Below are 21228 nucleotides of genomic sequence, written 5' to 3'. Positions count from 1 at the left end.
GCCCACCTTGGGTCTACTTCAGCCAAGGGCTGCCCTAGCTGCGTACCCCCCAAGTTGTCCCGACACACTTCTCCAATACCTCATGATGCACTGGATCACCTCCTTTCAAAATGTTTCGCCTGAACGCAAGTTCGCACAGATTTGGTATATTTCAAGTAAAAATATACCACGGGTCGCGTTTAAGTGACCGTCCGCTGCATCCGCCCAACAATGATGCGAAACGGCACCAGCGCAATCAGCGCGACAGCAAGCTTCACACCCCAGTCGGCAACGGCAAGCGAGACCCACAACGGCGCCATCGGACCGGTCATCAGAAACGGCACTGCCTCCTGCGCCCAGACCACTTCGTCAGCCGCGGCAGCACTGAAACCGTTGAAAACAGCCGCAAAGGCAATCGAAAAGAAAATCACCGTATCAACCGTTGAGCTGATCAACGTGCTGCCCAGCGGGGCCTTCCACCAGGACCCCTGGCGCAAGCGGTTGAACACAGCGATATCAAGCAGTTGCGCCACCAGAAACGCGGTTGCCGACGCGATGGCGATACGCAATGCGACCGCCGGATATTCAAACCCGTCCCCCTGCAGCATGATCTGCGACCCGATCAGGCTGCAGATAATGCCCACAACCAGCCCCACCAGCACAACCTTGCGCGCGGCAGCAGATCCATACACCCGGTTCATCACATCGGTCACCAGAAACGCCAGCGGATAGGTGAACGCGCCCCATGTCAGCAACCCGTCAAGGATCAGGAACTGCACAAGGATATTGGACGCCACAACAATGGTGGCCATGGCGAGAACGCCGGGAAGGATACGTGTCATGTCTTTGGTTTCCGTTTTGGCAAGGGTGCGGCACTTGGCCCCGCGGATCATCCGGGGACGGCGCGCAATAGCGCCGCACGGGTCCATATGTCAATCGCTGATGCGATATTCCACAATCTCGGTGCGCTGAAAACGGCGAAAGTTATCGTCCGAAATCAGCGTCATCCGCAGCCCTTCGTCATCCGCCCAGACACTGATCCCCTCCAGATTGTCATGGGTGCCGATCCCTGTCTGCAACAGCACTTCCTCGTTCCCGCCGCCCAGATCAAACCGGCGCACACGGCTGCGAAAACCGATCCCGACAAAATCACGCTCCAGCACATAGAGCCGGCCATCCGGGCCGATATCGGCCCCGGAAACCAGGAACGCACCACGCCGCGGAATATCAAAGGGCTGATCCCATTTACCATCCAACAAACGGTAAACCGGAAACGGACGCTCCGCGCGCCCCGACCGTTCCGGCAGGGCGTAAAGCGCGCCATCAGGGCCGAGCGCCAGCGCCTCCAGCGATGAATTGGCCTGCAACACACCAAACCGGGGATCGGTGATCAGGTCGGTGATCGCGGCACCAGACGGCTCGAACACGCGCACACCGTCGTATTTCCCCTCAAACGATACATAAAGCGGCGTATCAGGGCCAATCGCCAACCCTTCACTATCTGTCTTTTCGCCAGCAAGCGGCAGGTCATCCACATCCAGAAGCGGCTGCACCTGACCCGCAGAAACACCCGTAATCACACCGTCAGCGCGGGCAATATCACCGATCACCAACGCACCACGATCGCTGATCGCGACAAAACCCAACCCGTCATCGGTCACCTCAATGGCCGAAAACCCGCCAAATTGCGGATCATCGCGGGTCCATTCATAGGTCCCGATCAACGCGGTCTGGGCGCAGGCAGGCACAGCCCCCAGCAGGACAAACAGAAAAAAGAAACGCAGCACGCAAATCGCCTTTGTCAAAACCAGGGTGAGCTACCCCGTTCTACACGACATACGTGCAGTTCTTAGTCAGGAAATCGTTACTCTGCGTTCAAAACGGCAAGGCATTGCCCAGGCAGGCTCGCCATCGTCAGCTCGCGCCGTGGGGCCGGCGGGGGCGCATTGGGGTCCGGCGGTGGCGGGTTCAGGATATTGTTCACCCATTGCTGGGCATCCGCACAACCGTCGCCCGCAGGGGGCGGGGCCTGATCGGCACAGCCCGCCGCCCCGGCAGGGCAGTTCAGACGCACATGAAAATGATAATGATGGCCCCACCACGGGCGGATCTTGTTCAGCCAACTGCGATCACCGGTCGCCGAATTACACATCGCCACCTTGGCCCCCGGAAACACGAAAATCCGGGCGACACGCGGGTCAGAGGCGGCAGCCTTCAAAATCGCCTCATGCTGCGGGGTCCAGCTGCTGTTGGTATAGGCACCATTATTCCGACGCATCGAAATAGAAGAGATATTCTCACGCTCGGCCACCGACAGGTTCAGCCGCTGCGGCGGCAGCATCCAGATATCGGCGTCCAGCCCGGTCTGATGGCTGCGATGACCGGTCAACATCGGGCCACCGCGCGGCTGGCTCATATCGCCAACATACAGCCCCGCCCAACCCGGTTGGGTCGCGGCAAAGCGGCTCAGATCCTGCACGAAATCAACGGTCTCTGGCTGCGCCCAATTGCGGTTGCGGGACAGACGCATCGCCTGCCATGTCGGGCCGGTTTCAGGCAGTTGAACCGCCCCGGCCTGACAGCCACGGGCATAGCCGCCAATCGATTGCGGCGACTGGTTCGATCCCCGCGGCATCGCCCCGAACAGCGTTTTGGCAATACGTGTGTCATTCACGTTCTGCGTAGCAAAACTCAACTCTGGCGTGGGCGCAGGCGGCGGTGCGGCATTATCCCGACAAGCAACCAACCCGAGGATGACAAATACAACTGCTACGATGCGGACCATTCTGCACGATCTCCGTCCTTATTGACCCATCGTAACAACAAAAGACCCAACAAGAAAAGGATGATCACAGGCAAAAAGCCCAATTGCACATTGCCGGTCATGTAAGTGAACAGGCTGATCGACGCGGGCGCCAGAAACGCGGTCGCTTTGCCTGACAGCGCGAACAGACCAAACGCCTCTGCCGGGCGGTCGGGGTGGGTATGGCGCACCATCATCGACCGGGACGCAGTATAGACCGCACCGCCGGCCCCGCCGATGCACATCCCGCAGATATAAAAGATGATATCAGGAACCTGCGATCCTTCGGCCAGCGGGATGCCAAAGATCTGCTCGCGCGACATGCCCACGATAATCGCCGACACCACAATCAACACCCAGACCGTGATCCGGATCACCGGTTTAGGCCCATAACGCTGGTCGGCCAGCCCCGACAGCCACGTCGTGATTGCGGCGGCAATGGCGGCAATAATTCCGAAAACGCCGATCTGAATGGTCTGCCAATCCAGAACAAGTGCGGCATAGACCCCGCCAAATGCATAAAGTGCGTTCAGCGCGTCCCGGTAAAACATTGACCCAACAAGAAAGTTCAACAGGCTTTTGCGATGCAAGACCGACTTCAGCGTGCTCATCAAATCGCCTGCAACAGCCCCGATTTTCGTTGATTTCGTTGGCGCATTTGGGTCGTCCCGCACCCACAGGAAAAACGGTATGATGAAAATCGCATACCAGATACCGATAAACGGCCCCACTGACCGGGTGCCTTCACGCAGTTCCGGGTCCAGCCCGAAAAGCGGTGCAACTCCCAGCATCGTGACGCCTTCATCATTTTCGGCCAGCAACAGCAACATGATGAACAACGCCGTCACCCCGCCCCAATAGCCAAAGGCAGCACCCGAACCCGAAATGCGCCCGACCTCATGTTCGTCGCCCAGTGATGGCAGGATCGCATTGACGAAATTCAGCGCGCTTTCGGCGGCAAAAAAGCCGACATAAAACAGGATCAGGATCAAAAACAGGCGGGCACCGTCCGGCGTCAGCCCCCATAACATGCAGGCAGCGACGACATAGATGACCGAGAAAAAGGCGATCCAGGGAACCTTGCGGCCAGAATTGTCAGCAAAAGCCCCCAGAAACGGGGCGGTAAAGGCAATGAACAGACCCGCCACCGTCTGACCCGCCGACCAGATGGATTGGGCCTGCGCCTTGGCGGCTCCATCCTCCATCCCGGTGTTCAGAAAATATTCCGCCGCGACCGCAGCGAAATACGGGCCGAAAATAAAGGTCAGACCCAGCGTGTAAAACGGTTGCGACGCCCAATCAAAGGCCATCCAGCCCCAGATACGTTTCTTACTCGCCGCCATGTCACCTGCCCCTGATTTTCTTTCCGACGATCAAACACCGTTAATCGGGGCAGTGGCAAGCACAGGTTTACGTCAGGCCGTTATCAACCGGCGGCCATGGCCGGGTTGCATCAGCATCAATCCAGGCCTGCACCCAATCGGGCAGTTGCGGTTGCGGCTGGTCAAAGCCCATGACTTCGAACACGCGTTCCGGTGGGATCAGTCCGTTCTTATCGGTCACCGCAGACCGATACAGCGCCTGCACGGCACATTCGTCGCCAATCCAGATCGACTGATCCAGATACATGAACCGGTGATCCCAGCCAACCGCCTTGCTGACCGTGCGAAATTTCACGAACGGGCGGATACGCTTGCGATACCGCACGGACACACCCGCCATCGTTAAACCCCAGCGTTTCTGGCGCAAAGCCCCTAACAAACCGGCGCGGTAGGCCAGGGTCGTACGGCCCAGATCAAGCATCGTCAGGATGCGCCCGTTGTTCATCTCCATGAACAGATCAAGGTCCTGCGGCCAGCAGCGATGATAGGACACATGCGTACCCAACGCCGGCAGCGGTGCGGCGCTGCGCGCTGTCACATATTCTTTCGCCAATCTGACAAGGGGATACATCGCGGGGCCTTTTGCTCAACTCTGCCGTCAGATGTGTAAAGTTGACGCAAACGTCAACCTTAACCTTGGGTCACGACAGGTCTTGTCTGACAAGGGCGAAACGCTTAGGTCCTTGCGAGCATCGCAAAAGGACGGCCCGCATGATCGGCACACTTATCGTTATCCTGCTTTACCTGATCAGCATCGCCTGGTTCGTGGTCATCGCGCATTTCATCATGAGCTGGCTGATCCGGTTCGAGGTGCTGAATGTGCGGCAGGAAATCGTCGGGCAAATCTGGTACACCCTGCAACGGCTGCTGGAACCGATCTACAGCCGGGTGCGGCGGTTCATGCCCGATCTGGGCGGGATCGACCTGTCACCGGTAGTCGTGCTGATCGGGCTGGAAATCCTGCGGATCATTTTGACACGGATGGCCATCGGGCTGAGCTAATCCGGCCCATCCACTTTCCGCCTATCTGAAAACGGGCGGCAATCAAGCGGTTGCACGATCCCGCAAATTCCCCGAAACTGCCTGACCAAGGGGCAACCGGTCCGCGCCAGCGGACCGAAGACAAAGGAATTTACCCATGGGCTTTTTTAAACTCACCAAAACCGGCATCGCCATCGCTCTGTCGGCGCAACTGATGCTGTCCACCACCGCCGTGACCATGGCGCAGGCCGAAATGCTCGGGACCGATGCGGCGATCTCAAAATATGCCCAGCACAGCGACCGCAGCTTCCTGATGGGCGAACTCCAGCGCGAGGAGGTCCGGGCGCAGATCGTAGCCCTCGGTGTTGATCCAGCCGAGGCCGAAGCGCGACTGGCCGCTCTCTCCGACGCCGAGGTCGCATCCATCGTCACCCAGATGGAAAATGACAGCGCAGGCGCCGACATCATTGGCACGCTCTTCACCATTTTCATCATCCTTCTGGTGACCGACATCCTGTGTCTGACACGGATCTTCAACTTCACCCGTTGCGTGCGCTAAGGCTCTTCTGCCTGCTGGCCTTCAGCTGGCTGGCAGGCTGTGCGGCACCCTTCTATCCGGACGAACGGCTCACGGTCGATGTGCCGACGCGCGCGATCGTGGCAGGCGTACCGCTGATCCAGCAAGAGGCGTTCTATTGCGGCCCAGCCTCCATCGCCATGGTGATGCAGTGGTCGGGGCACGACGTGACGCAAGACGACATTGCCTCCCTCGCCTTCAGCCCCGGTGCAGGGGGCACGTACCTTGCCGACATGATCGGCAGCGCGCGGCGCAAAGGCCAACTGGCGGTCGAGATCAACAATTTCGACGCCCTGTTGAGCGAGATTGGCGCAGGCCACCCGGTGATCGTCTTCCAGAACCTCGGTTTGGGGATCGCCCCGGTCTGGCATTACGGGGTGGTGACGGGATATGACCTGCAACGGGATGAAGTCTATCTGAACTCCGGTCAACTGGATCAAATGGTCATGCCCTTCGCTCTGTTCGAACGGACATGGCGGCGCGGTGATTTCTGGGGGCTGGTTGTGCTGCCGCCCGATGACCTCCCAATCAGCGTCAACGAAACCAATATACTGCAAGCCGCCGCCGCTCTGGAACGGGTTGAACAATACGGGGCAGCCGAAACACTTTACGAAACCGGCGCGGCCCGCTGGCCGGGCAACTGGTTGTGGCAATTCGGGCTTGGCAATGCACGCTACGCCCAAGGCGACCTGCGCGGCGCGCGACAAGCACTCCGGCAGGCCCGGCGCATCGCCCCCGACATCCCCGAAATCCGCAACAACCTCGCCCAGGTCGAAAGCGAATTATAAGGTGGGTTAAATCCGCATTGATCGCGTAAAGGACCCGCAAGTGACGAAAGAGCTTTCATCTGTCTTGAAAGAGGCGCGCACGCTACTTGATGCGCAATACCACTGCTCGAACGACACGCTTAACGAGGCAATAAGAATCTGGATCAAGGAACTGCTTGCACCTTTGGTCAAACAAGGCAACGCCGAAGCCATCTGGTTGTCCGGCGCAGCAGAAGATTGGCGCGACTTGAGCGACAAGGAGTGCGATCAACGCCACCTAGAAAGACTTCAAACCGGTGCCGCGGCCGAAATCCCAGATGCCATGTTCTACCTCGCGCATGACCACTATGAAAAAGGCGAATATGAACTGGCCGCCATCCTCTATCGCAAGGCGGCGGACACGGGCCACGCCTATGCCAAATGGTGCCACGGACTTGATCTGCTCTCGGGAACAGGTGTGACCCAGGACGAACGCGCTGGCCTCAAATTGATCGAAGAGGCCGCCAACCTTCATTTCGAAGGTGCTATTCAATTCATGGCGAATGCCTACGCGCTTGGGCAGCACGGATATCCCAAGGATGAGGCCGTTGCAGCTACCTGGCAAAGGAAACTCGGTTCAAAGCACCTGATCCGGTTCTGAAGCATTTCTTTTTTGCAGTCAGGCATAAGGCAGAGGTTAAACGACTGCGACATAGGAACGTGCCGAGGCGTTTACCGAAAACCCGCGAGTCAGAATTTTTGCGAAGCACTTAAGGTAAACGACAATGCGGAGCCCTCGCCTGCACTTTTCTGGCCATCGCTCCTTCAGACCGGCTACTCCCCAGACCCCATGGCAGCGGCACGGACCGGTTCAGACGCCCGGCCGGCAATATGCTCGTTTAAGAATTGCTGCATCGCCGCCTCGAATTCATCGGCGGCGAGCGGGTTTGTGCAGGCAAGTGTTGTGACCAGACCCAAGATCAGTTTCTTCATGATGTTCCTTCTCAATTTGCCGCAGATTGCGGCAGAAGAGCCAAAAAATCGTTGACGGTTGGACGGCGTTTGACGGGGGTAATTCTTAACGGCGCGTTCATAATCGGACCGCGCGCCGCCTTAATCCGCCCAAATCGGCCCTTGGGGTCCGACGCAAGTCCGACGTTTTGCCGACGCGATGCCGACACGGCAAAATCGCCAAAACCCCAGTATTAACTGATGATTCGCAAAATTCGGCGTACTGGGGTGTTGCGTCACCCCACCGCCCCCACCGAACGTTGCTACCGCTCGGTGAGTTTCAGTTCGATCCGGCGGTTCTGTGCGCGCGCCTCTGGCGTGTCATCCGGGTTCAGCGGCTGGAACTCGCCAAAGCCATTGGCCGCCAGCCGTTCCGGCGGAATATCCAGATCCTCGGACATAAATCGCACCACCGAAAGCGCGCGCGCCTGGCTGAGTTCCCAGTTATCGCGATAGCGGCTGGTGTTGCCGACGGGGATGTTATCGGTATGGCCATCGACACGGATCACCCAATCGATATTCGGCGGAATATCATCGGCGATCGACCGTAAGATACCGGCAATATTGGCAATTTCGGCCTGCCCATCCGCTGATAAAGTCGCACGGCCCGGTTCGAAAAGCACCTCGGACGCAAAGATGAACCGGTCCCCTTCGATCCGCACCCGGTCCTGACCTTCCAGCACCTCACGCAGCTGGCCGAAGAAATCCGATTTGAACCGGGCAAGGTCCTGTGCCTCCGCCGCCAGCCGTTCGGCCTCTTCGGCCAGTCGGGCGGCCTCGGCCTCCAGCCTGATCCGCTCCGCCTCTTCCAGCGCCCGGCGCTGACGCTCCTCTGACGCGACTCGCGCGAGGGCCGTGTTCAACTGCGCGCCGAGGGTTTCGATCTGGACCTGCGCCTCTCGATCCGACTCTTCCGCAAGGTTCAGAAGGGACTGCAAATTGCCGACCTGCGTGCGCAGCGCGGTCACCTGTTCGTTCAGCAATGCGACCTGTCTTTGGCTCTCTGCCGATAGCGCCTCTTCCTCGGCAAGTGCTTGATTTGCCTGCGCTAATAAGGCGGCCTGACGTTCGGCTTCGGTGCTGCGAACGTTCTGGGCACCCTCGGCCTGCGACAGGGCGGCAAGCGCATCTGATAGCTGCGAAAGCAGCGCATCATTCTCGGTCGCACGCGCGGCGGCTTCGGCTTCTGCGGCGGCGCGGGCCGCTTCGGCCTCTGACAGGTTCTGGCCCAGTTGGGACTGGCTCGCAAGGATCGCCGCAAGCTCTTGATCCAGCTGCGCCCGGGCCGCGCGGGCTGCGGCGAGCAAGGTCAATGTTTGTTCGGCCTCGCGCCGTTGCTGTTCAAGGTTCAGGGTCATCGCCGTCAGTTCGGTATCGGCATTGGCGAGCCGTTCGCGCAATGCCTCTGCCGCAGCAGCGTCAGCCAGACCTTCGGCCTCAAGCGCAGTGATCCGTTCGGCATTTTGCGTGTTTTCTGCTTCCAGATCAGCAACTAACGCCTCCAGCGCCTCACGTCGGGCGGCGGCCAGACGGGCGGCTTCCTGTTCGGCGTCAATCTCGGTTCGGGCCTGCGCAAGGGCGAGGTTCAGCGCCTCCTGCTCCGATATCAGATCGGCCTGTTCTGCCAGCAAACGGGCCTGATCCTGCTCAAGTCCCGCGATGTTGGCATTGGCTGTCTCGCGCTCTGCCAGCAGGCCTGCGACCTGCGCCTCAAACCCGGTGATCTGGGTCTGCGCCTCCACCAATGCGCGGTCCTGTTGATCCCGCTCTGCGATCAGCGCGGCAATGCGGCCCGCCTGCGCCTGAGCTTGCGTATTGGCGGCATCCAGATCACTGCTGAGTGCAGCACTCCGCGCCCGTTCGACACCCAGCGTGTCGGTAAGCGCTGCGATCTCACCGCTCAGCAAATCAAGTTCACTTTCCTGCCCGGTGATCGTTTCGCGGAGGACAAACTGGATCACCATAAAGATCGTCAGAACGAACATCAGCACCAGCAAAAGCCCGGTCATGGCATCCACGAAACCCGGCCAGATGGCGTTCTGAAAGCGGTTGGATGATCTGCGGCCCAGCGCCATGGATCAGCCCCTGTCTTTGATCGCGTTGGCCAGCGTCAACAGGTCCTTGCGCAGATCCCCGACGCTTTCCTGACGGCCCGCTGACATCTCTTCAAGGATGCGTAGAAGCTGCACATCGATGGACCGCAGACGCATCCGGCTTTCCGCGTCGATGCCTTCCATGCCGCTGTCGTCCAGCTTCTTGATCAGGCGTTCCTGCCCGTCAGCAACACGTGTCAGCAATTCATGCGTCCCGTCATTGCGCGATGTCTGGGTCAGTTGCTCAACCGTTGCGGCGAGGCTGGCAAAGCGTTTGTCGTTTTCCTCGCGATCCTCGTCAATCTGGCCCATGCTCATCTGGATGGTATCCATCAACTCGCCCAACTGATCGACAAAGGCGGCCATGACGCCGTGATCGGCACCGCTGCCGCTCTCATCGCCCTCAAGACCGACACGGGTGATGGTGGACATCCATTCTTCCAACTCGCGGTAGAACCGGTTCTGGCCGTGGCCCGCGAACAGTTCCAAAAGGCCGACGACCAGCGATCCAGCGAGACCTAAAAGAGAGCTGGAAAAGGCCGTACCCATCCCGCCCAACTGACTTTCCAATCCAGATTGCAGACGGGCAAATATATCGGCACCGTCTTCGCCTTCACCGGGATTGAGCGAGCGGATGGTCTCAACCAGCGCAGGCACGGTTGTGGCGAGGCCATAAAACGTGCCCAAAAGACCGAGGAAAATCAACACGTTGCCGATGTAGCGCGTAATCTCGCGGTCTTCGTCGATCCGCTGGGCGACTGAATCGAGGATGGATCGGCTGGACGAGGATGAAATCTGCGTACGTGCGCCGCGCGACCGCAGCAGCGTGGCCAAGGGTGCCAGCAGGGATGGTGCAGTGCTGTAGGAATGCCCGCCCGCATCTCGTGCAAACCGTTCAATCCAGCGTACCGATTTGATCAGCAGGAACACCTGATTGAAACAGGACAAAACCCCTAGCACAAAGACGGCCAGAATGACCCCGTTGAGGTAGGGGTTGGAGTTGTAGATCGCAATGATCTGGGCCTGCCCCAGATAGAAGCCAGCCCCGATCAGCCCGATCACGACGAACATGAACAGGATCTGTCGGATCGGCTGCGAAAACTGTGGCTGCGCCTTGGGTTCCCTTTTTTCGGACACGGGTCGCCTTATCTTTGTTACTGCTTCGCCCCGATTGGACCATAGGTGCAGCGCCCGAAAAACCCAAACGAAATCGCGGCGGGGGTCATGTTGCTGTTAAGGCACGCACACGGGTGACCAGCCACTCCATATCCTGATCGCGAATGCCCAGTTCCTGCAGGTGGTCGGCCGTGTTGAAAAGGTACTCGGTGTTCGGGCCGCGCCCTCCCACCGCCCGCGCGATGATCTGTGCCTGTTTTTCAAGATCGAACTGGCAATACTGCACATGATCACGGTTGATGATGTAGGCCAGCGCGGGAATGGTTTCGCCATCATCCGTGATCAGATCGACCGTGTCTTCGTAGTAGGCAGAGGAGATCAATTCGCGCTCCCGCAACATGGTCAGCACAGCGTCCTCTTCCGTTTCCGCCACCTCTAACGCGACACCGGTGCATTGCCCATCGGGAAAGGTATCAAGGGCAAGCACAAGCCCAGGGTCTTCTTCGGAACCACGATGGTGGATCGACAGCATGCAGAAACTGCGGTGATAGTCGTGCAACCGCGCCTTGACCTTGCGGACAGGCGTAAAGCCCGGGTTCCATAGCAGTGACCCATATCCGAAAACCCAAAGCGCCATGATCACGTCCCCTTTTATGGCCCCATATCATTGGAACCATCGGGACGAAAAGGGCCGTCAGACAGCCCGCATCAGATCGCCGAAGATGGCGGTGGTGTGATCCTGCAGATAGATGCGCAGCCACGGGGTATATTGTGCCGGGTGGCGGGCTACATCGGCAGAAAGATCATAGAAATCAACCCACCGGGTGGCCATCACCTCGTCCGGATTGGGCGCGATCTTCAGGCTGTCCGGCGCATCAGCGACGTAAACCTCGACCACCTCGTGTTCGATCAATCCATTGCCCACATCGGCCCTGTATTCAATCTGATCGCGATAGCAGGGATAAAGCCCCTTGATCCCGAGTTCCTCGTCGAGCCGCCGCATGGCACAATCTGCCGGGTCTTCATCCCATGCGGGATGGGTGCAGCATGTGTTCGCCCAAAGCCCGGGCGTATGGTATTTCTCCATGGCGCGCTGCTGGATCAGCACGCGCCCCCGGTTCATCACAAAGACGCTGACCGCCTTGTGCTTCAGGCCGCGTTTGTGCGCGTCGAGCTTTTCCACTGGTACCAGTTCACCATTGACCCAGGCCGGGATCATGATCGTCATGTGCGCAACGGCGACACAAGTCGCGTCAGATGCGCGAGGTTCTTGATGCCGATCTTGATGTGGGCCATTGGACGTGCCTTTACCAGTTTCTTGTTCATATAGGCCTCAAAAGTCAGCTTTTGTACGTCCACATCGTGGCAGAGTGAGACAAACCGTTCACGCCGTTCGTCGCTGCGGTAATAGGCGTTTTGCATCGCGCCCAAAACCCTGAACACCTGTTTGTGTTCGCGCATGAAAAGTTTGCGGGCCAATTGCAAATCTTTTGCGCGCCCTGATGCCAAAGTAGCCGCAGCAGCGGTTGCTGCCACCCGGCCGCCGACCATGGCGTAATATATCCCTTCGCCGGATGAGGGGGCCACCACTCCCGCTGCGTCACCGGCCAGCACGACATCCTTGCCGTTGTCCCAGCGGTCCATCGGTTTCAGCGGAATGGGTGCGCCTTCCTTGCGGATGGTTTTGCAGTCGGTCAGCCCTGATGCCGCGCGCAGGTCGGCTGTAGCCTGCTTCAGGTCGACCGACTTTTGCATCGATCCCATACCGACGCTGGCCTGTCCGCCGTGGGGAAAGACCCAGCCGTAGAAATCGGGGGAGATACGCCCGTCATACACCACATCGCAGCGCAGGGGATCATAAGTGTCGGTCTGGTCCGGTGCTTCGATGATTTCGTGGTAGGCGATCACGTAGGGCGTCTTGTCGCCACCGGGGACCTCTAACCGGGCCACGTTGGATCGTGCGCCGTCAGCGCCGATGATCAGCTTGGTTTCAAGCTTGATGACATTCCCGCTGATCTTGTCCCGAAAGACGACTTTCGTGGTGTCGCCTTCCCGCTCGATCCCTTGAAAGGTGCCGGTATAGCGGTGTGCGCCTGCGTCCTTGGCCCGATTGCGCAGGAATTCGTCGAAATGTTCCCGGTCGACCATGCCGACAAAGCCGTTTTCGATTGGAATATCCACGTGCCGCCCCGTCGGTGATATCATGCGCGCGGTGTTGACCTTGGCGACCAGTTGTTCGTCGGGAATGAGGAAATCCTCGATCAGACGCGGCGGGATCGCCCCTCCGCACGGCTTGATCCGTCCGTCGCGGTCGATAAACGCAACCTTGTGCCCTGACCGGGCGAGGTCTTCGGCAGCGGTGGCTCCGGATGGGCCAGCGCCCACGACGACAACATCATATTGCATTGGCTATTCTCCCGGAACGAGGGTTGCGGACGGCATGCGCCGATCCATGATTTTCGCCGCCATCGTGGCAGCCGCAACAAAAAGTGTGGCTTCGAAAAGGAACACCGATCCAAAGGCTTGCGTGTCGGTGAAAAGCGCGCGCAGCACGTCAACCATTCCGGCCCCGACCAATCCGCCAAAGCCGGCGGCAACAGCCTGGGCAGCGCCCCAAAGGCCCATGCGCGTCCCTTCGCGTTGTTCACGGCCTTGCCCGGCCAGCGCCATCATTGATCCAATGGCCGCAACAGCGAACATCCCGTTAAAGAACCCAAGCCCGACAACAGCAGGGGTAAGCGGCGCAGCGGGCCCCACTGGTCCCAGCATGGCGATCACGGCCAGCGCGGCCGCAGAGCCAAGACACCCGGCTATGACCCAATGCCGCAGCGCCCCAATCTTGAGACCGGTCGCGAGGATACCGACGGTTAGCATCCCGATGAAAACGCCACCATTTTGGGCGCCCGAAAGCGATGTGGACTGTCCGGGCGTGAATGCAAAGACCAGACCCGCATAGGGTTCCAGGATCAGTTCCTGCATGAAATAGGCGGTCATTGAAAGAAAGACGAAGAGGGTAAAGTTGCGGGCTTTGCGTTCCTGCCAGACCTCGGCCAGCCCTTGGCGGAATGGCGTTGGATCGGGTTGGCGCACAGCGATCAGCTTCGTCTCGACACCCCAGACGGCAAGGCAGGTCAGACCCGTGGCGGTGAGCACCACAATGCCCACGATCTTGATCAGTAATTGCGGTGTATATGGGTCGATCAGCTTGCCCACGACCCCCGCGGTCACAGCGATGCCGAAGATCATCATCAGCCATGTAATTGTTGCTGCAGCGGCGCGGCGGTGAGGTGCGGTTGTGGTCGCCAGCAAGGCCAGCAGTGACGTACCGGATGCCCCGACCCCCAACCCGATGAGCGCATAGGCAATGACCGAGATGACCATGCCAGCCGCAAAAGAGCTTTCCAAAACAAGCACACCAATAGCGGCAAGAAACGCACCAAAAGCCAGCATGGCCATACCACCGATGATCCAGCGTGTTCGGTGCCCGCCCGCGTCAGACGCAAACCCCCAATGTGGGCGGGTCATTTGAATACCGTAGTGGAGCGCCACTAACAGACCGGGGAGGACGGCTGGCAGCGACAACTCCACTACCATCAACCTGTTCAGGGTTGATGTCGTCAGGACAACGATGGCGCCCAATGCCATCTGCACAAGGCCAAGGCGAAAAATCTGGAACCAGGACAGTGTCATTCTATCCTCCGATTGCGGTGGCGGCGATCATCATGCCGCTGATGTAAAAGAGAATGCCCATACCCTGATACCAGGGCGTCTTGCCTTCCGGGTCTCGCAGCAGCACGCGCATCGCGCCCAGTTGGACGGCCAGCATCGCCATGACGCCAAGTGCATGAAACCCATGCCCCCAATAGGTTAAAAGACCGACCACAATGACCTGCGGTACAGCCATGATCCAGCAGGCAACGCGAGCGGCGCGATCGGGACCGAGCGTAACGGGGAGTGATTTCAGGCCGGTTGCGCGGTCGCCTTCGATGGCTTTGAAATCATTCAGCGTCATGATGCCATGCGCACCGAGACCGTAAAGCACCGCAATCACAATCACCTGCAGGCTTGGCGCGCCAGCACTGACGACCGCGGCGCCCGTGATCCAGGGCAGGGTTTCATAGGCAAGGCCACATAACCCCGGCCCCCACCAACCGGACCGCTTGGCCCGGATCGGTTCGGCGGAATAGGCCCAGGCGGCCAGCACGGCGAGGATCGTCGCGCCAAAGCCCCATGGCCCAAGCTGGTAGCCGACGATCAGGCCCAGCGCCGTCATCGCCAGCGCGATATAGAGGCCCCAGCGCCCGGGAATCCGTCCGGACGGAATCGGGCGGTCCGGTTCGTTGATGGCGTCCACATGGCGATCACACCAATCGTTGGCCGCCTGCGACATCCCGCAAACGATAGGCCCTGCCAGGATGACGCCAAGGATGACAAAAAACCATTGGCCAGAGGGGCTTACGCCTGAGGATACAACGCCGCAAAGATAGGCCCACATAGGGGGAAACCACGTCACCGGCTTGATCAGCCGCAATGCCGCGCGGGGTTCTGGCCAGCGGCGCGAGGTCGTGCTGATCTGTAAATCCGACGTGACACTCATATTGTCAGTTTAGTGTGACAATAGCCTTGCTCGCAAGTGTAAAGGCGGGTTGACACTGCGCTATCGTGTCACTGCGCGATGCGCGCGAATGCCACGTTGGCAAAGACGCGCTAGCGCAACGTCGAAATGGGCTGTTGATGGGATTTTCAGGTCGCTGGCGGTTCCAGCGCTGAAGCCTTGCGCTGCCGGATAGCAACCCGCGCTGGAACAGACACAAAGACGATCATGGCGGCAACCAGAAGCGCGCTGGTCAGGAAACTGAACCCAAACAGCACACTGACGTTGTAACGCTTTGACAAAGGCGCCTGCAGTATCTCGGTATAGGTGATCGATTCCACCTGACTGAGGGCTGCATGGATGATCGCCGCCTCTGTCAGGAAGGCGGCAATCCCGAACCCGACGATCACCAGAGCCCGAAAAATCCACCACTCCACGGCTGAACGCTGTCCCGTCATCCACTGGGCCGCAAAGGAAGATATGAAAAGAGGCGCAAGCGCAAAGATGGGAACAGTCGTGCTGGGATAGAATTTGATGCCATAGACCGGCGCGAAGTAAAATAGCCCGACCAGAACCAGCCAGAACAGGCTGGCCATGCCAACGAGGACGAAAGCGGCTTTATAAATTGGAGTCATGGTCCGGTCTTTTTGATTGGGCGTGGTCAGGCGATCACTACCCGAAGCGTTAGCCAGCTTCAATCGACGTTATTCGTCGCGCGCCTGATCCAGGTATTGTCGCAGCTTTTCAAGGATGGGTAGTACGCGATCCAGATCCGTGGGAGAGACCACCTCTGCGACTGCACGTAAATCCGGCGCAAGTGCGGCAATGGTTTCTTCGCGCAAGGTACGGCCCGCATCGGTGATCCAGACGCATTTCGATCTGGCGTCTTTCGGGTTGGGCCGGATGTCCACCAGCCCATGCTTTTGCAGACCGCCCAGTGTATGGGTCATCGTTGTCTTGGGTACCTGGAATGCCCGCGCCAAAACCAGCGGCGTTTGCCCATCCCGGACGCGGATCAAGTGGTTCAGCACCGAGAAATGTGGGGCGATGATTCCATCTGGCAGCTGCGCCTCAAGAAAGGCGCGGCTTAGCTGTTCGATGATTCCGATTTCGTTGAAGAAGGTGAAGTACCTTCCGGTTTGGATGGTTTGGGTCAAATCAATCGCGTCTCCAGTGGCCAACGTGGCGTGCGGGGGATTTGCGGACCGTAGCCCAAGCGCCCGAGTAACTGAACAGTCTCGCCATCCTTTGCCAACAATTCGTGAGCGGCGGCGTAGTGTTCTGCCATTTGTGGATATTCCTGCAACGCCTGCGAGACGGGATGCAAGGAAAGCCCTGCCTGTGTCGTTGCCAGGTTAAGCCGCAGCCATTGCCGTCCGGCCATGATCTGGTCAGCGCGGGTATTCGTGGGCGAGGTCAGGACCGCATAGGCCGGCGTTGCGTGCAGCATTTCTTCATAGATAGCCACCCCCTGCTGAAAGCCGGTGCTTTCCCGATCCAGCTGCTGCTCGCGGTTCAGCACCCCCACCAGCATCAGGCTTTCCAAAAACGGCCCGCCCAGGTCGATCCCGTCGGGATTGGCGTTGATCTCGGCCTTGCCAAAACGCATCAAATCGACGCTTTCTTTATGGGTCGGGGGATAGGCAAGCTCGGCCAGCCAGGCCTGCCAGGTCAGGTCCTTGATCGCCGCGACCTCGGCCTGATCAGTGACAATGGTCGCATAGCTGCCCAGACTTTCCGCTAGTTCTGGCGGGACTGGCCGATCCTCGAACGGTTCCTTGCAGGAACGGCGGTCGAGAATGGCGTTGAACAGCGGGTCGGGCGTGCCGCCATTGGCGAATGTGGCGACGGCCGCTGGCCCGTCTTCTCCATCGGGATAGATGTCAAAGCTGACCTCCTTTCCCTGTTGGGCGGCGGCGATTTTCATCTGTTCCAGAAAACAACCGAGGCTAACCACCAGTTGCCGGTGAAACGGGTCAGTTTCGGGTAACTCGCGGGTTTTGTCCCGCCAGAGGGTCACAGTGTCATCACCTTCCAAACCAACCAGCCACGGCTGAATGTTATGGGCATTGGGTGCCAGCAGCGCATAGGACAGCGCCCATTTGCGCGGATCGTCGTAACCGCCTGCTGCGTCCCAAGGTGCGATTGCCGCATAGGGTGTCCGCGTTCCCAGGAATGTGCCGGCGGCCACAATCGTGCCACCCCCGATAAGTGCCAGTGCCTTACGTCTGGTGAGAGCCATAATGTTATCCTCATTTGATACGATATCGTATTACTTAGTGCGATATCGTATCAATATCAAGTCCGTTTTATCGCGCTTGTATTTCTTCCTCTTTCGTCGCAACGTCGCCTCAAAGCGCTTTGAGAGGAGGGTGGCCAATGACAATCCGCACGGTCGTCTGGGGTGAGAATGTTCATGAGCAGACCAGCCAAATCGTCGCCGATATTTATCCGCGCGGGATGCATGCCGAGATTGCCGATACGTTGCAGGGTGACGATATCTCGGCGACTACCGCCACCTTGCAGGAACCGGAACACGGTCTGCCAGAAGACCGTTTGGCGCAGACCGATGTGCTGATCTGGTGGGGCCATGCCGCCCATGGCGATGTAGCTGATGAAGTGGTCGAACGTGTGGCCACGCATGTGCATGCGGGCATGGGCCTGATCCTGCTGCATTCGGCCCATTTCGCCAAGATTTTCAAGCGCCTGATGGGTACGCCCTGCAACCTGACATGGCGCGAGGCAGGCGAAAGGGAGCGGTTATGGGTAACCACTCGCAATCATCCGATTGCCGCGGGCCTGCCCGATCATTTCGAACTTGAGCAGGAAGAAATGTATGGTGAGCCCTTTGGTGTGCCCGAACCGCTGGAAACCGTCTTTATCAGTTGGTTTCAGGGCGGCGAGGTATTTCGGTCTGGCCTGACCTATAAGCGGGGGGCGGGCAACGTGTTCTACTTCCGCCCAGGGCATGAAACCTACCCGACCTATCACGATCCCAATGTGCAGACCGTTCTGCGCAATGCCGTGCGCTGGGCGCACAACCCGGCCCCTCGGGTGATCGGTGTGAATGATGCCCCCAACGTGCCGGCCGATCAGGCCCTAGAGCCGCTAGAGGCGCGGGGTCCACGGTTGCACCGCGATGGTGAGGAAGGGTTTAGATGACCCGGGTACTGATTGTTGGCACCGGGGCAATGGCCAGCGCGCACGCGGAGGCTTACGCCGAGATGGATGGGGTTGAGGTTGTCGGCGGCGTGGACACCAATGCTGACAATCTAGCTGCGTTTCAAGCCAAACACGGCGTTCCAGAGGGCTTTACCAGCGTGGCCGAGGCCTTGAAGTGGGGAAGTTTTGATGCAGCGTCCAACGTGACACCCGATGCCGTCCATCATCGCACCACCTTACCATTGCTAGCAGCCAGAAAACATGTGCTTTGCGAGAAACCTCTGGCCACCAATCAGGCTGATGCCACCGAGATGGCAGCGGCAGCAAAGGCGGCAGGTGTGGTGAATATGGTTAACCTGACCTATCGCAATGTGCCTGCCCTGATGCATGCCGCCGCAATGGTATCCTGCGGTGATATTGGCGCCGTCCGCCATTTCGAAGCCGCATATCTGCAAAGCTGGCTGACACAGCCCGCATGGGGCGACTGGCGCACCGAGGACCAGTGGCTCTGGCGTTTGTCAGCTGGACATGGATCCATGGGTGTGTTGGGGGATGTGGGTGTACATATTCTGGATTACGCAACATTTGGCGCAGGATCAGATGCCGCCCGTGTCTCCTGCCGTCTGGCGACTTTTGACAAAGCCCCGGATAACCGGATCGGGGATTATACGCTGGATGCCAATGACAGCATGACCATGCATTTGGCACTGCACAATGGGGCGATAGGTGTCATCCATGCCAGCCGTTTTGCCAGCGGACATCTCAATGACCTCAGCTTGCGCCTGTTCGGCACAAAGGGTGGTCTGGATGTGCGGTTTGAAGGACGTGACAGCAGGCTGCGCGCCTGTCTGGGTGACAACCTGCAGAGTGGTCAGTGGATCGACGTCGAAACGCCAGCGGTTGAGACAAATTTTCAGCGCTTTGTCTCTGCCATCCGCACCGGTGATCCGGTCCAGCCCAGCTTCGCACATGGCGCGGGTCTGCAACGAGTGCTGGATCTTGCGGTGCTGTCGGACACAAATGGCGCCCGTGATCAAGTCGTATAATCAGACCACCGTACGGTCCCCGTTTTTGACTTTGCAGCCTGTTTAAGGTTGAGTTCCCGAATGTCATGTACGTTGCATGACAAAGGAGCCCCATGACCGCCATTGCGCATGCCCCAGTGACACATTCCGCCCAGTTACCCTCCAGATCGAACCGGCGCGTTGATGGTGCCCGATGCCCTCCGGTTGTCAGATCTGGTGCGGCAGTCGGATACCTTCTGGAAAGGGTGCAATGCTATGACCGTGGTGCGGGTTAGTAAGTGTTTTGTGATGTGCGGGTTCGTCACATTCGGTGGCAGCGCCCGAAAAGAAAGATCCTAAATGAATGAAATCCTTGTGCCGCTGACCGCCGTAGACCTGATTGACCGTCTTGCTGTTCTGACACTTGCGTCAGAAAACGGCGGCAATGGATCGGTCTTGCAGCAGCGCGACATCCTGCGGCGCACGATTGATCGCGTACTGCCCGCCGACGACGAACTATGCGCCTTGCGCAAAGGCCTTTACGACGCTTATGCAGATCTGGAAACCTTGCGAGGCGATCTGCGTCGTTGCGAGGATCTTTCGGACTTTGGCCCAGGCTTTGTGGCCTTGACCCGATCCTATCTCGAAATTCTCGATCAGCGCGATCAGATCAAATCCGATATCGCTGCGCGCCTGCGGCAAATACAGATGGATAGCACAAGCTCCGTATCTCCCGAAAAAGAGTGATTTGCGTTAAATTGTTACCTTAAGCCTGCCTTCACTTCCGTCCGGTTACCACCTGTTCTGGGTGAAAACTGAGGTGGTGAAAATGAGTGCAGGATCAAATGCGCCGGTCATAATCAAGCGCAAAAAGGTCGTGGGCGGCGGCGGGCATCACGGCGGGGCGTGGAAGGTTGCCATATTCATTGGTCCTTTGAAGAAGGCGCTTTGCGCCGGGTTGGTTCGGAAATCCACGCGCTTTGTCGTGGGTTGAAACGTCATTCTGACGGGTCACCGCCGCTATTTCAGGGCGGTTCAGCCTTTGTGGCGATGCCTGTAGATTGAACATTTCTGCCTGAACAAGTTCTTAAGGCCCGCCAGACAAATAGCGTCAATTTGATCCAAATTACGCCTTCTTCGTCATGGCGGGGCGTGCGGTGGGCAGCTTTGCCATCTGCCCGTTGTGATCATAAGTGCTCAGGTTTTCGCGTACGTTTTGAAGCGCCGATAAACGGGAGCGCGCAGCACCAATTCCTTGCATAGCCGCCGATAGCAGCGACTGGTTTTCAGACAGTTTCTGCTGAATGACCTCAAGGTCGCGCCGCCCTGGCGTCGCAACCCGCAACCGTTCGAACAACTGCGTTTTGGCCTCAAGAAGTGGGCTCAGGGCATCAAAATCGCCGGTCCGCAGTGCCTGTCGTTCCGTATCCAGCAGGTCCAACACCTGATTGACGACCTGATCACGCATCCAACCGCACTTTCATCGCGTTGAAAAGCGCTTCGGCAAGTCCAATACCACCGGCGGCAACCATTTCTTCGGCCTGCGCCTCGCGCAGAAAAGACGCGAACTGATCCTCGCCCGCGCCGCCACCAAAGGTGTCACGCGGGGCACCGACACCGGCTGATTTCAGCATCTCAGCAAGAAATGTCGCCTCAAGCTTTTGGGCCGCTTCGCGCAGCTTCACATCTGATTGAATATAGTCCGGCAATTGTGGCGCGCCGCGCGGGGCCGGCAGTACAGGGATCGTTGTCATTCGGATTCTCCGTGTCTTGATCGCCA

25 protein-coding genes and 1 pseudogene are annotated in these 21228 nt (G+C 58.8%); 8 read left to right on the top strand and 18 right to left on the bottom strand.

The window, feature by feature from the left end; all coding sequences use genetic code 11:
• Nucleotides 1-179: 179 nt before the first annotated feature.
• The 5 genes from ACFWW2_RS24880 to ACFWW2_RS24860 form a co-directional block, all read right to left on the bottom strand.
• On the bottom strand, nt 180-821 hold the full coding sequence (locus tag ACFWW2_RS24880) for a queuosine precursor transporter (RefSeq protein ID WP_393933018.1): 642 nt from the start codon (nt 819-821) through the stop codon (nt 180-182).
• Nucleotides 822-911: 90 nt separating this feature from the next.
• Nucleotides 912-1766, bottom strand: a complete 855-nt coding sequence (locus ACFWW2_RS24875) for an esterase-like activity of phytase family protein (RefSeq protein WP_393933016.1) — start codon at nt 1764-1766, stop codon at nt 912-914.
• Between the two features lie 77 nt (nt 1767-1843).
• Nucleotides 1844-2764, bottom strand: coding sequence for a penicillin-insensitive murein endopeptidase (gene mepA, locus ACFWW2_RS24870; RefSeq protein ID WP_393933014.1), 921 nt, complete (start codon nt 2762-2764; stop codon nt 1844-1846).
• Nucleotides 2749-4125 (bottom strand): MFS transporter, encoded by a 1377-nt coding sequence (locus ACFWW2_RS24865; protein WP_393933012.1) that lies wholly within the window; start codon nt 4123-4125, stop codon nt 2749-2751. Before ACFWW2_RS24865 ends, mepA begins: the two co-directional genes overlap by 16 nt.
• 67 nt (nt 4126-4192) lie before the next feature.
• Nucleotides 4193-4735: an acyl-CoA thioesterase gene (locus ACFWW2_RS24860; protein ID WP_393933010.1), complete on the bottom strand. Its 543-nt coding sequence runs from the start codon at nt 4733-4735 to the stop codon at nt 4193-4195.
• A gap of 140 nt (nt 4736-4875) precedes the next feature.
• Here ACFWW2_RS24860 and ACFWW2_RS24855 point away from each other — a divergent pair, with 140 nt between their 5' ends.
• The 4 genes from ACFWW2_RS24855 to ACFWW2_RS24840 all read left to right on the top strand — a co-directional run bounded on the left by ACFWW2_RS24855 (nt 4876) and on the right by ACFWW2_RS24840 (nt 7129).
• Nucleotides 4876-5166: a YggT family protein gene (locus tag ACFWW2_RS24855; RefSeq protein WP_393933008.1), complete on the top strand. Its 291-nt coding sequence runs from the start codon at nt 4876-4878 to the stop codon at nt 5164-5166.
• A gap of 136 nt (nt 5167-5302) precedes the next feature.
• On the top strand, nt 5303-5704 hold the full coding sequence (locus ACFWW2_RS24850; RefSeq protein ID WP_393933006.1) for a PA2779 family protein: 402 nt from the start codon (nt 5303-5305) through the stop codon (nt 5702-5704).
• Entirely contained in the window at nt 5662-6510 is an 849-nt protein-coding gene (locus ACFWW2_RS24845) for a PA2778 family cysteine peptidase (protein WP_393933004.1), read from the top strand. The genes ACFWW2_RS24850 and ACFWW2_RS24845 overlap by 43 nt, the downstream gene beginning before the upstream one ends.
• A gap of 64 nt (nt 6511-6574) precedes the next feature.
• The gene (locus ACFWW2_RS24840; RefSeq protein WP_393933002.1) at nt 6575-7129 is read left to right on the top strand and encodes a tetratricopeptide repeat protein; all 555 of its coding nucleotides are present in this window, start codon (nt 6575-6577) and stop codon (nt 7127-7129) included.
• 173 nt (nt 7130-7302) lie between these two features.
• On the opposite strand, the gene ACFWW2_RS24835 is transcribed toward ACFWW2_RS24840, so the two are convergent.
• From ACFWW2_RS24835 to ACFWW2_RS24785, 11 genes are all read right to left on the bottom strand, one after another.
• Nucleotides 7303-7461 carry a hypothetical protein gene (locus tag ACFWW2_RS24835; protein ID WP_393933000.1) on the bottom strand — a complete coding sequence of 53 codons (159 nt, stop codon included), beginning with the start codon at nt 7459-7461 and terminating at the stop codon, nt 7303-7305.
• A gap of 281 nt (nt 7462-7742) precedes the next feature.
• The gene (locus ACFWW2_RS24830) at nt 7743-9554 is read right to left on the bottom strand and encodes a peptidoglycan -binding protein (RefSeq protein ID WP_393932998.1); all 1812 of its coding nucleotides are present in this window, start codon (nt 9552-9554) and stop codon (nt 7743-7745) included.
• Between the two features lie 3 nt (nt 9555-9557).
• Complete coding sequence (locus tag ACFWW2_RS24825) at nt 9558-10643, bottom strand: biopolymer transporter ExbB (protein ID WP_393933158.1); 1086 nt, start codon at nt 10641-10643, stop codon at nt 9558-9560.
• 151 nt (nt 10644-10794) lie between these two features.
• Nucleotides 10795-11325 (bottom strand): gamma-glutamylcyclotransferase, encoded by a 531-nt coding sequence (locus ACFWW2_RS24820; protein WP_393932996.1) that lies wholly within the window; start codon nt 11323-11325, stop codon nt 10795-10797.
• A 57-nt stretch (nt 11326-11382) separates the two neighbouring features.
• The gene (gene idi, locus ACFWW2_RS24815; RefSeq protein ID WP_393932994.1) at nt 11383-11916 is read right to left on the bottom strand and encodes an isopentenyl-diphosphate Delta-isomerase; all 534 of its coding nucleotides are present in this window, start codon (nt 11914-11916) and stop codon (nt 11383-11385) included.
• On the bottom strand, nt 11913-13094 hold the full coding sequence (locus tag ACFWW2_RS24810; RefSeq protein WP_393932992.1) for a geranylgeranyl diphosphate reductase: 1182 nt from the start codon (nt 13092-13094) through the stop codon (nt 11913-11915). The genes idi and ACFWW2_RS24810 overlap by 4 nt, the downstream gene beginning before the upstream one ends.
• Nucleotides 13095-13097: 3 nt before the next feature.
• The gene (locus ACFWW2_RS24805) at nt 13098-14378 is read right to left on the bottom strand and encodes a BCD family MFS transporter (protein ID WP_393932990.1); all 1281 of its coding nucleotides are present in this window, start codon (nt 14376-14378) and stop codon (nt 13098-13100) included.
• 1 nt (nt 14379) lies between these two features.
• Complete coding sequence (gene chlG / locus ACFWW2_RS24800; protein WP_393932988.1) at nt 14380-15285, bottom strand: chlorophyll synthase ChlG; 906 nt, start codon at nt 15283-15285, stop codon at nt 14380-14382.
• A 146-nt stretch (nt 15286-15431) separates the two neighbouring features.
• Nucleotides 15432-15917: a hypothetical protein gene (locus ACFWW2_RS24795; RefSeq protein ID WP_393932986.1), complete on the bottom strand. Its 486-nt coding sequence runs from the start codon at nt 15915-15917 to the stop codon at nt 15432-15434.
• Nucleotides 15918-15986: 69 nt separating this feature from the next.
• Complete coding sequence (locus tag ACFWW2_RS24790; protein WP_393932984.1) at nt 15987-16439, bottom strand: MarR family winged helix-turn-helix transcriptional regulator; 453 nt, start codon at nt 16437-16439, stop codon at nt 15987-15989.
• Nucleotides 16436-17524: an Acg family FMN-binding oxidoreductase gene (locus tag ACFWW2_RS24785; RefSeq protein ID WP_393932982.1), complete on the bottom strand. Its 1089-nt coding sequence runs from the start codon at nt 17522-17524 to the stop codon at nt 16436-16438. Before ACFWW2_RS24785 ends, ACFWW2_RS24790 begins: the two co-directional genes overlap by 4 nt.
• A 137-nt stretch (nt 17525-17661) precedes the next feature.
• Here ACFWW2_RS24785 and ACFWW2_RS24780 point away from each other — a divergent pair, with 137 nt between their 5' ends.
• From ACFWW2_RS24780 to ACFWW2_RS24765, 4 genes and pseudogenes are all read left to right on the top strand, one after another.
• Complete coding sequence (locus ACFWW2_RS24780) at nt 17662-18444, top strand: ThuA domain-containing protein (RefSeq protein WP_393932980.1); 783 nt, start codon at nt 17662-17664, stop codon at nt 18442-18444.
• Nucleotides 18441-19490 carry a Gfo/Idh/MocA family protein gene (locus ACFWW2_RS24775; RefSeq protein WP_393932978.1) on the top strand — a complete coding sequence of 350 codons (1050 nt, stop codon included), beginning with the start codon at nt 18441-18443 and terminating at the stop codon, nt 19488-19490. Before ACFWW2_RS24780 ends, ACFWW2_RS24775 begins: the two co-directional genes overlap by 4 nt.
• A gap of 318 nt (nt 19491-19808) precedes the next feature.
• Nucleotides 19809-20195, top strand: a complete 387-nt coding sequence (locus tag ACFWW2_RS24770) for a hypothetical protein (protein WP_393932976.1) — start codon at nt 19809-19811, stop codon at nt 20193-20195.
• A gap of 82 nt (nt 20196-20277) precedes the next feature.
• A pseudogene (locus ACFWW2_RS24765) lies at nt 20278-20367 on the top strand (chemotaxis protein MotB); the annotation flags it as partial.
• Between the two features lie 207 nt (nt 20368-20574).
• Here ACFWW2_RS24765 and ACFWW2_RS24760 read toward each other — a convergent pair.
• Together ACFWW2_RS24760 and ACFWW2_RS24755 are read right to left on the bottom strand one after the other, a co-directional pair.
• The gene (locus tag ACFWW2_RS24760) at nt 20575-20916 is read right to left on the bottom strand and encodes a flagellar protein FlgN (protein WP_393932974.1); all 342 of its coding nucleotides are present in this window, start codon (nt 20914-20916) and stop codon (nt 20575-20577) included.
• Nucleotides 20909-21202 carry a rod-binding protein gene (locus tag ACFWW2_RS24755; protein WP_393932972.1) on the bottom strand — a complete coding sequence of 98 codons (294 nt, stop codon included), beginning with the start codon at nt 21200-21202 and terminating at the stop codon, nt 20909-20911. Before ACFWW2_RS24755 ends, ACFWW2_RS24760 begins: the two co-directional genes overlap by 8 nt.
• Nucleotides 21203-21228 lie beyond the last annotated feature (26 nt).

The organism is Yoonia sp. R2-816, assembly GCF_046762905.1.
Lineage (GTDB): Bacteria > Pseudomonadota > Alphaproteobacteria > Rhodobacterales > Rhodobacteraceae > Yoonia.
Note: the sequence above shows the minus strand (reverse complement) of the source record. Positions and strands in the feature narration are given on the sequence as shown.

Excerpts from the sequence above, each read along its gene's own strand:
- ACFWW2_RS24880 (WP_393933018.1), bottom strand. The coding sequence starts at position 821 with ATGACACGTATCCTTCCCGGCGTTCTCGCCATGGCCACCATTGTTGTG.
- mepA (WP_393933014.1), bottom strand. The coding sequence starts at position 2,764 with ATGGTCCGCATCGTAGCAGTTGTATTTGTCATCCTCGGGTTGGTTGCT.
- ACFWW2_RS24865 (WP_393933012.1), bottom strand. The coding sequence starts at position 4,125 with ATGGCGGCGAGTAAGAAACGTATCTGGGGCTGGATGGCCTTTGATTGG.
- ACFWW2_RS24860 (WP_393933010.1), bottom strand. The coding sequence starts at position 4,735 with ATGTATCCCCTTGTCAGATTGGCGAAAGAATATGTGACAGCGCGCAGC.
- ACFWW2_RS24855 (WP_393933008.1), top strand. The coding sequence starts at position 4,876 with ATGATCGGCACACTTATCGTTATCCTGCTTTACCTGATCAGCATCGCC.
- ACFWW2_RS24850 (WP_393933006.1), top strand. The coding sequence starts at position 5,303 with ATGGGCTTTTTTAAACTCACCAAAACCGGCATCGCCATCGCTCTGTCG.
- ACFWW2_RS24835 (WP_393933000.1), bottom strand. The coding sequence starts at position 7,461 with ATGAAGAAACTGATCTTGGGTCTGGTCACAACACTTGCCTGCACAAAC.
- ACFWW2_RS24830 (WP_393932998.1), bottom strand. The coding sequence starts at position 9,554 with ATGGCGCTGGGCCGCAGATCATCCAACCGCTTTCAGAACGCCATCTGG.
- ACFWW2_RS24825 (WP_393933158.1), bottom strand. The coding sequence starts at position 10,643 with ATGTTCGTCGTGATCGGGCTGATCGGGGCTGGCTTCTATCTGGGGCAG.
- ACFWW2_RS24820 (WP_393932996.1), bottom strand. The coding sequence starts at position 11,325 with ATGGCGCTTTGGGTTTTCGGATATGGGTCACTGCTATGGAACCCGGGC.
- idi (WP_393932994.1), bottom strand. The coding sequence starts at position 11,916 with ATGACGATCATGATCCCGGCCTGGGTCAATGGTGAACTGGTACCAGTG.
- ACFWW2_RS24810 (WP_393932992.1), bottom strand. The coding sequence starts at position 13,094 with ATGCAATATGATGTTGTCGTCGTGGGCGCTGGCCCATCCGGAGCCACC.
- ACFWW2_RS24805 (WP_393932990.1), bottom strand. The coding sequence starts at position 14,378 with ATGACACTGTCCTGGTTCCAGATTTTTCGCCTTGGCCTTGTGCAGATG.
- chlG (WP_393932988.1), bottom strand. The coding sequence starts at position 15,285 with ATGAGTGTCACGTCGGATTTACAGATCAGCACGACCTCGCGCCGCTGG.
- ACFWW2_RS24795 (WP_393932986.1), bottom strand. The coding sequence starts at position 15,917 with ATGACTCCAATTTATAAAGCCGCTTTCGTCCTCGTTGGCATGGCCAGC.
- ACFWW2_RS24785 (WP_393932982.1), bottom strand. The coding sequence starts at position 17,524 with ATGGCTCTCACCAGACGTAAGGCACTGGCACTTATCGGGGGTGGCACG.
- ACFWW2_RS24780 (WP_393932980.1), top strand. The coding sequence starts at position 17,662 with ATGACAATCCGCACGGTCGTCTGGGGTGAGAATGTTCATGAGCAGACC.
- ACFWW2_RS24775 (WP_393932978.1), top strand. The coding sequence starts at position 18,441 with ATGACCCGGGTACTGATTGTTGGCACCGGGGCAATGGCCAGCGCGCAC.
- ACFWW2_RS24770 (WP_393932976.1), top strand. The coding sequence starts at position 19,809 with ATGAATGAAATCCTTGTGCCGCTGACCGCCGTAGACCTGATTGACCGT.
- ACFWW2_RS24760 (WP_393932974.1), bottom strand. The coding sequence starts at position 20,916 with ATGCGTGATCAGGTCGTCAATCAGGTGTTGGACCTGCTGGATACGGAA.
- ACFWW2_RS24755 (WP_393932972.1), bottom strand. The coding sequence starts at position 21,202 with ATGACAACGATCCCTGTACTGCCGGCCCCGCGCGGCGCGCCACAATTG.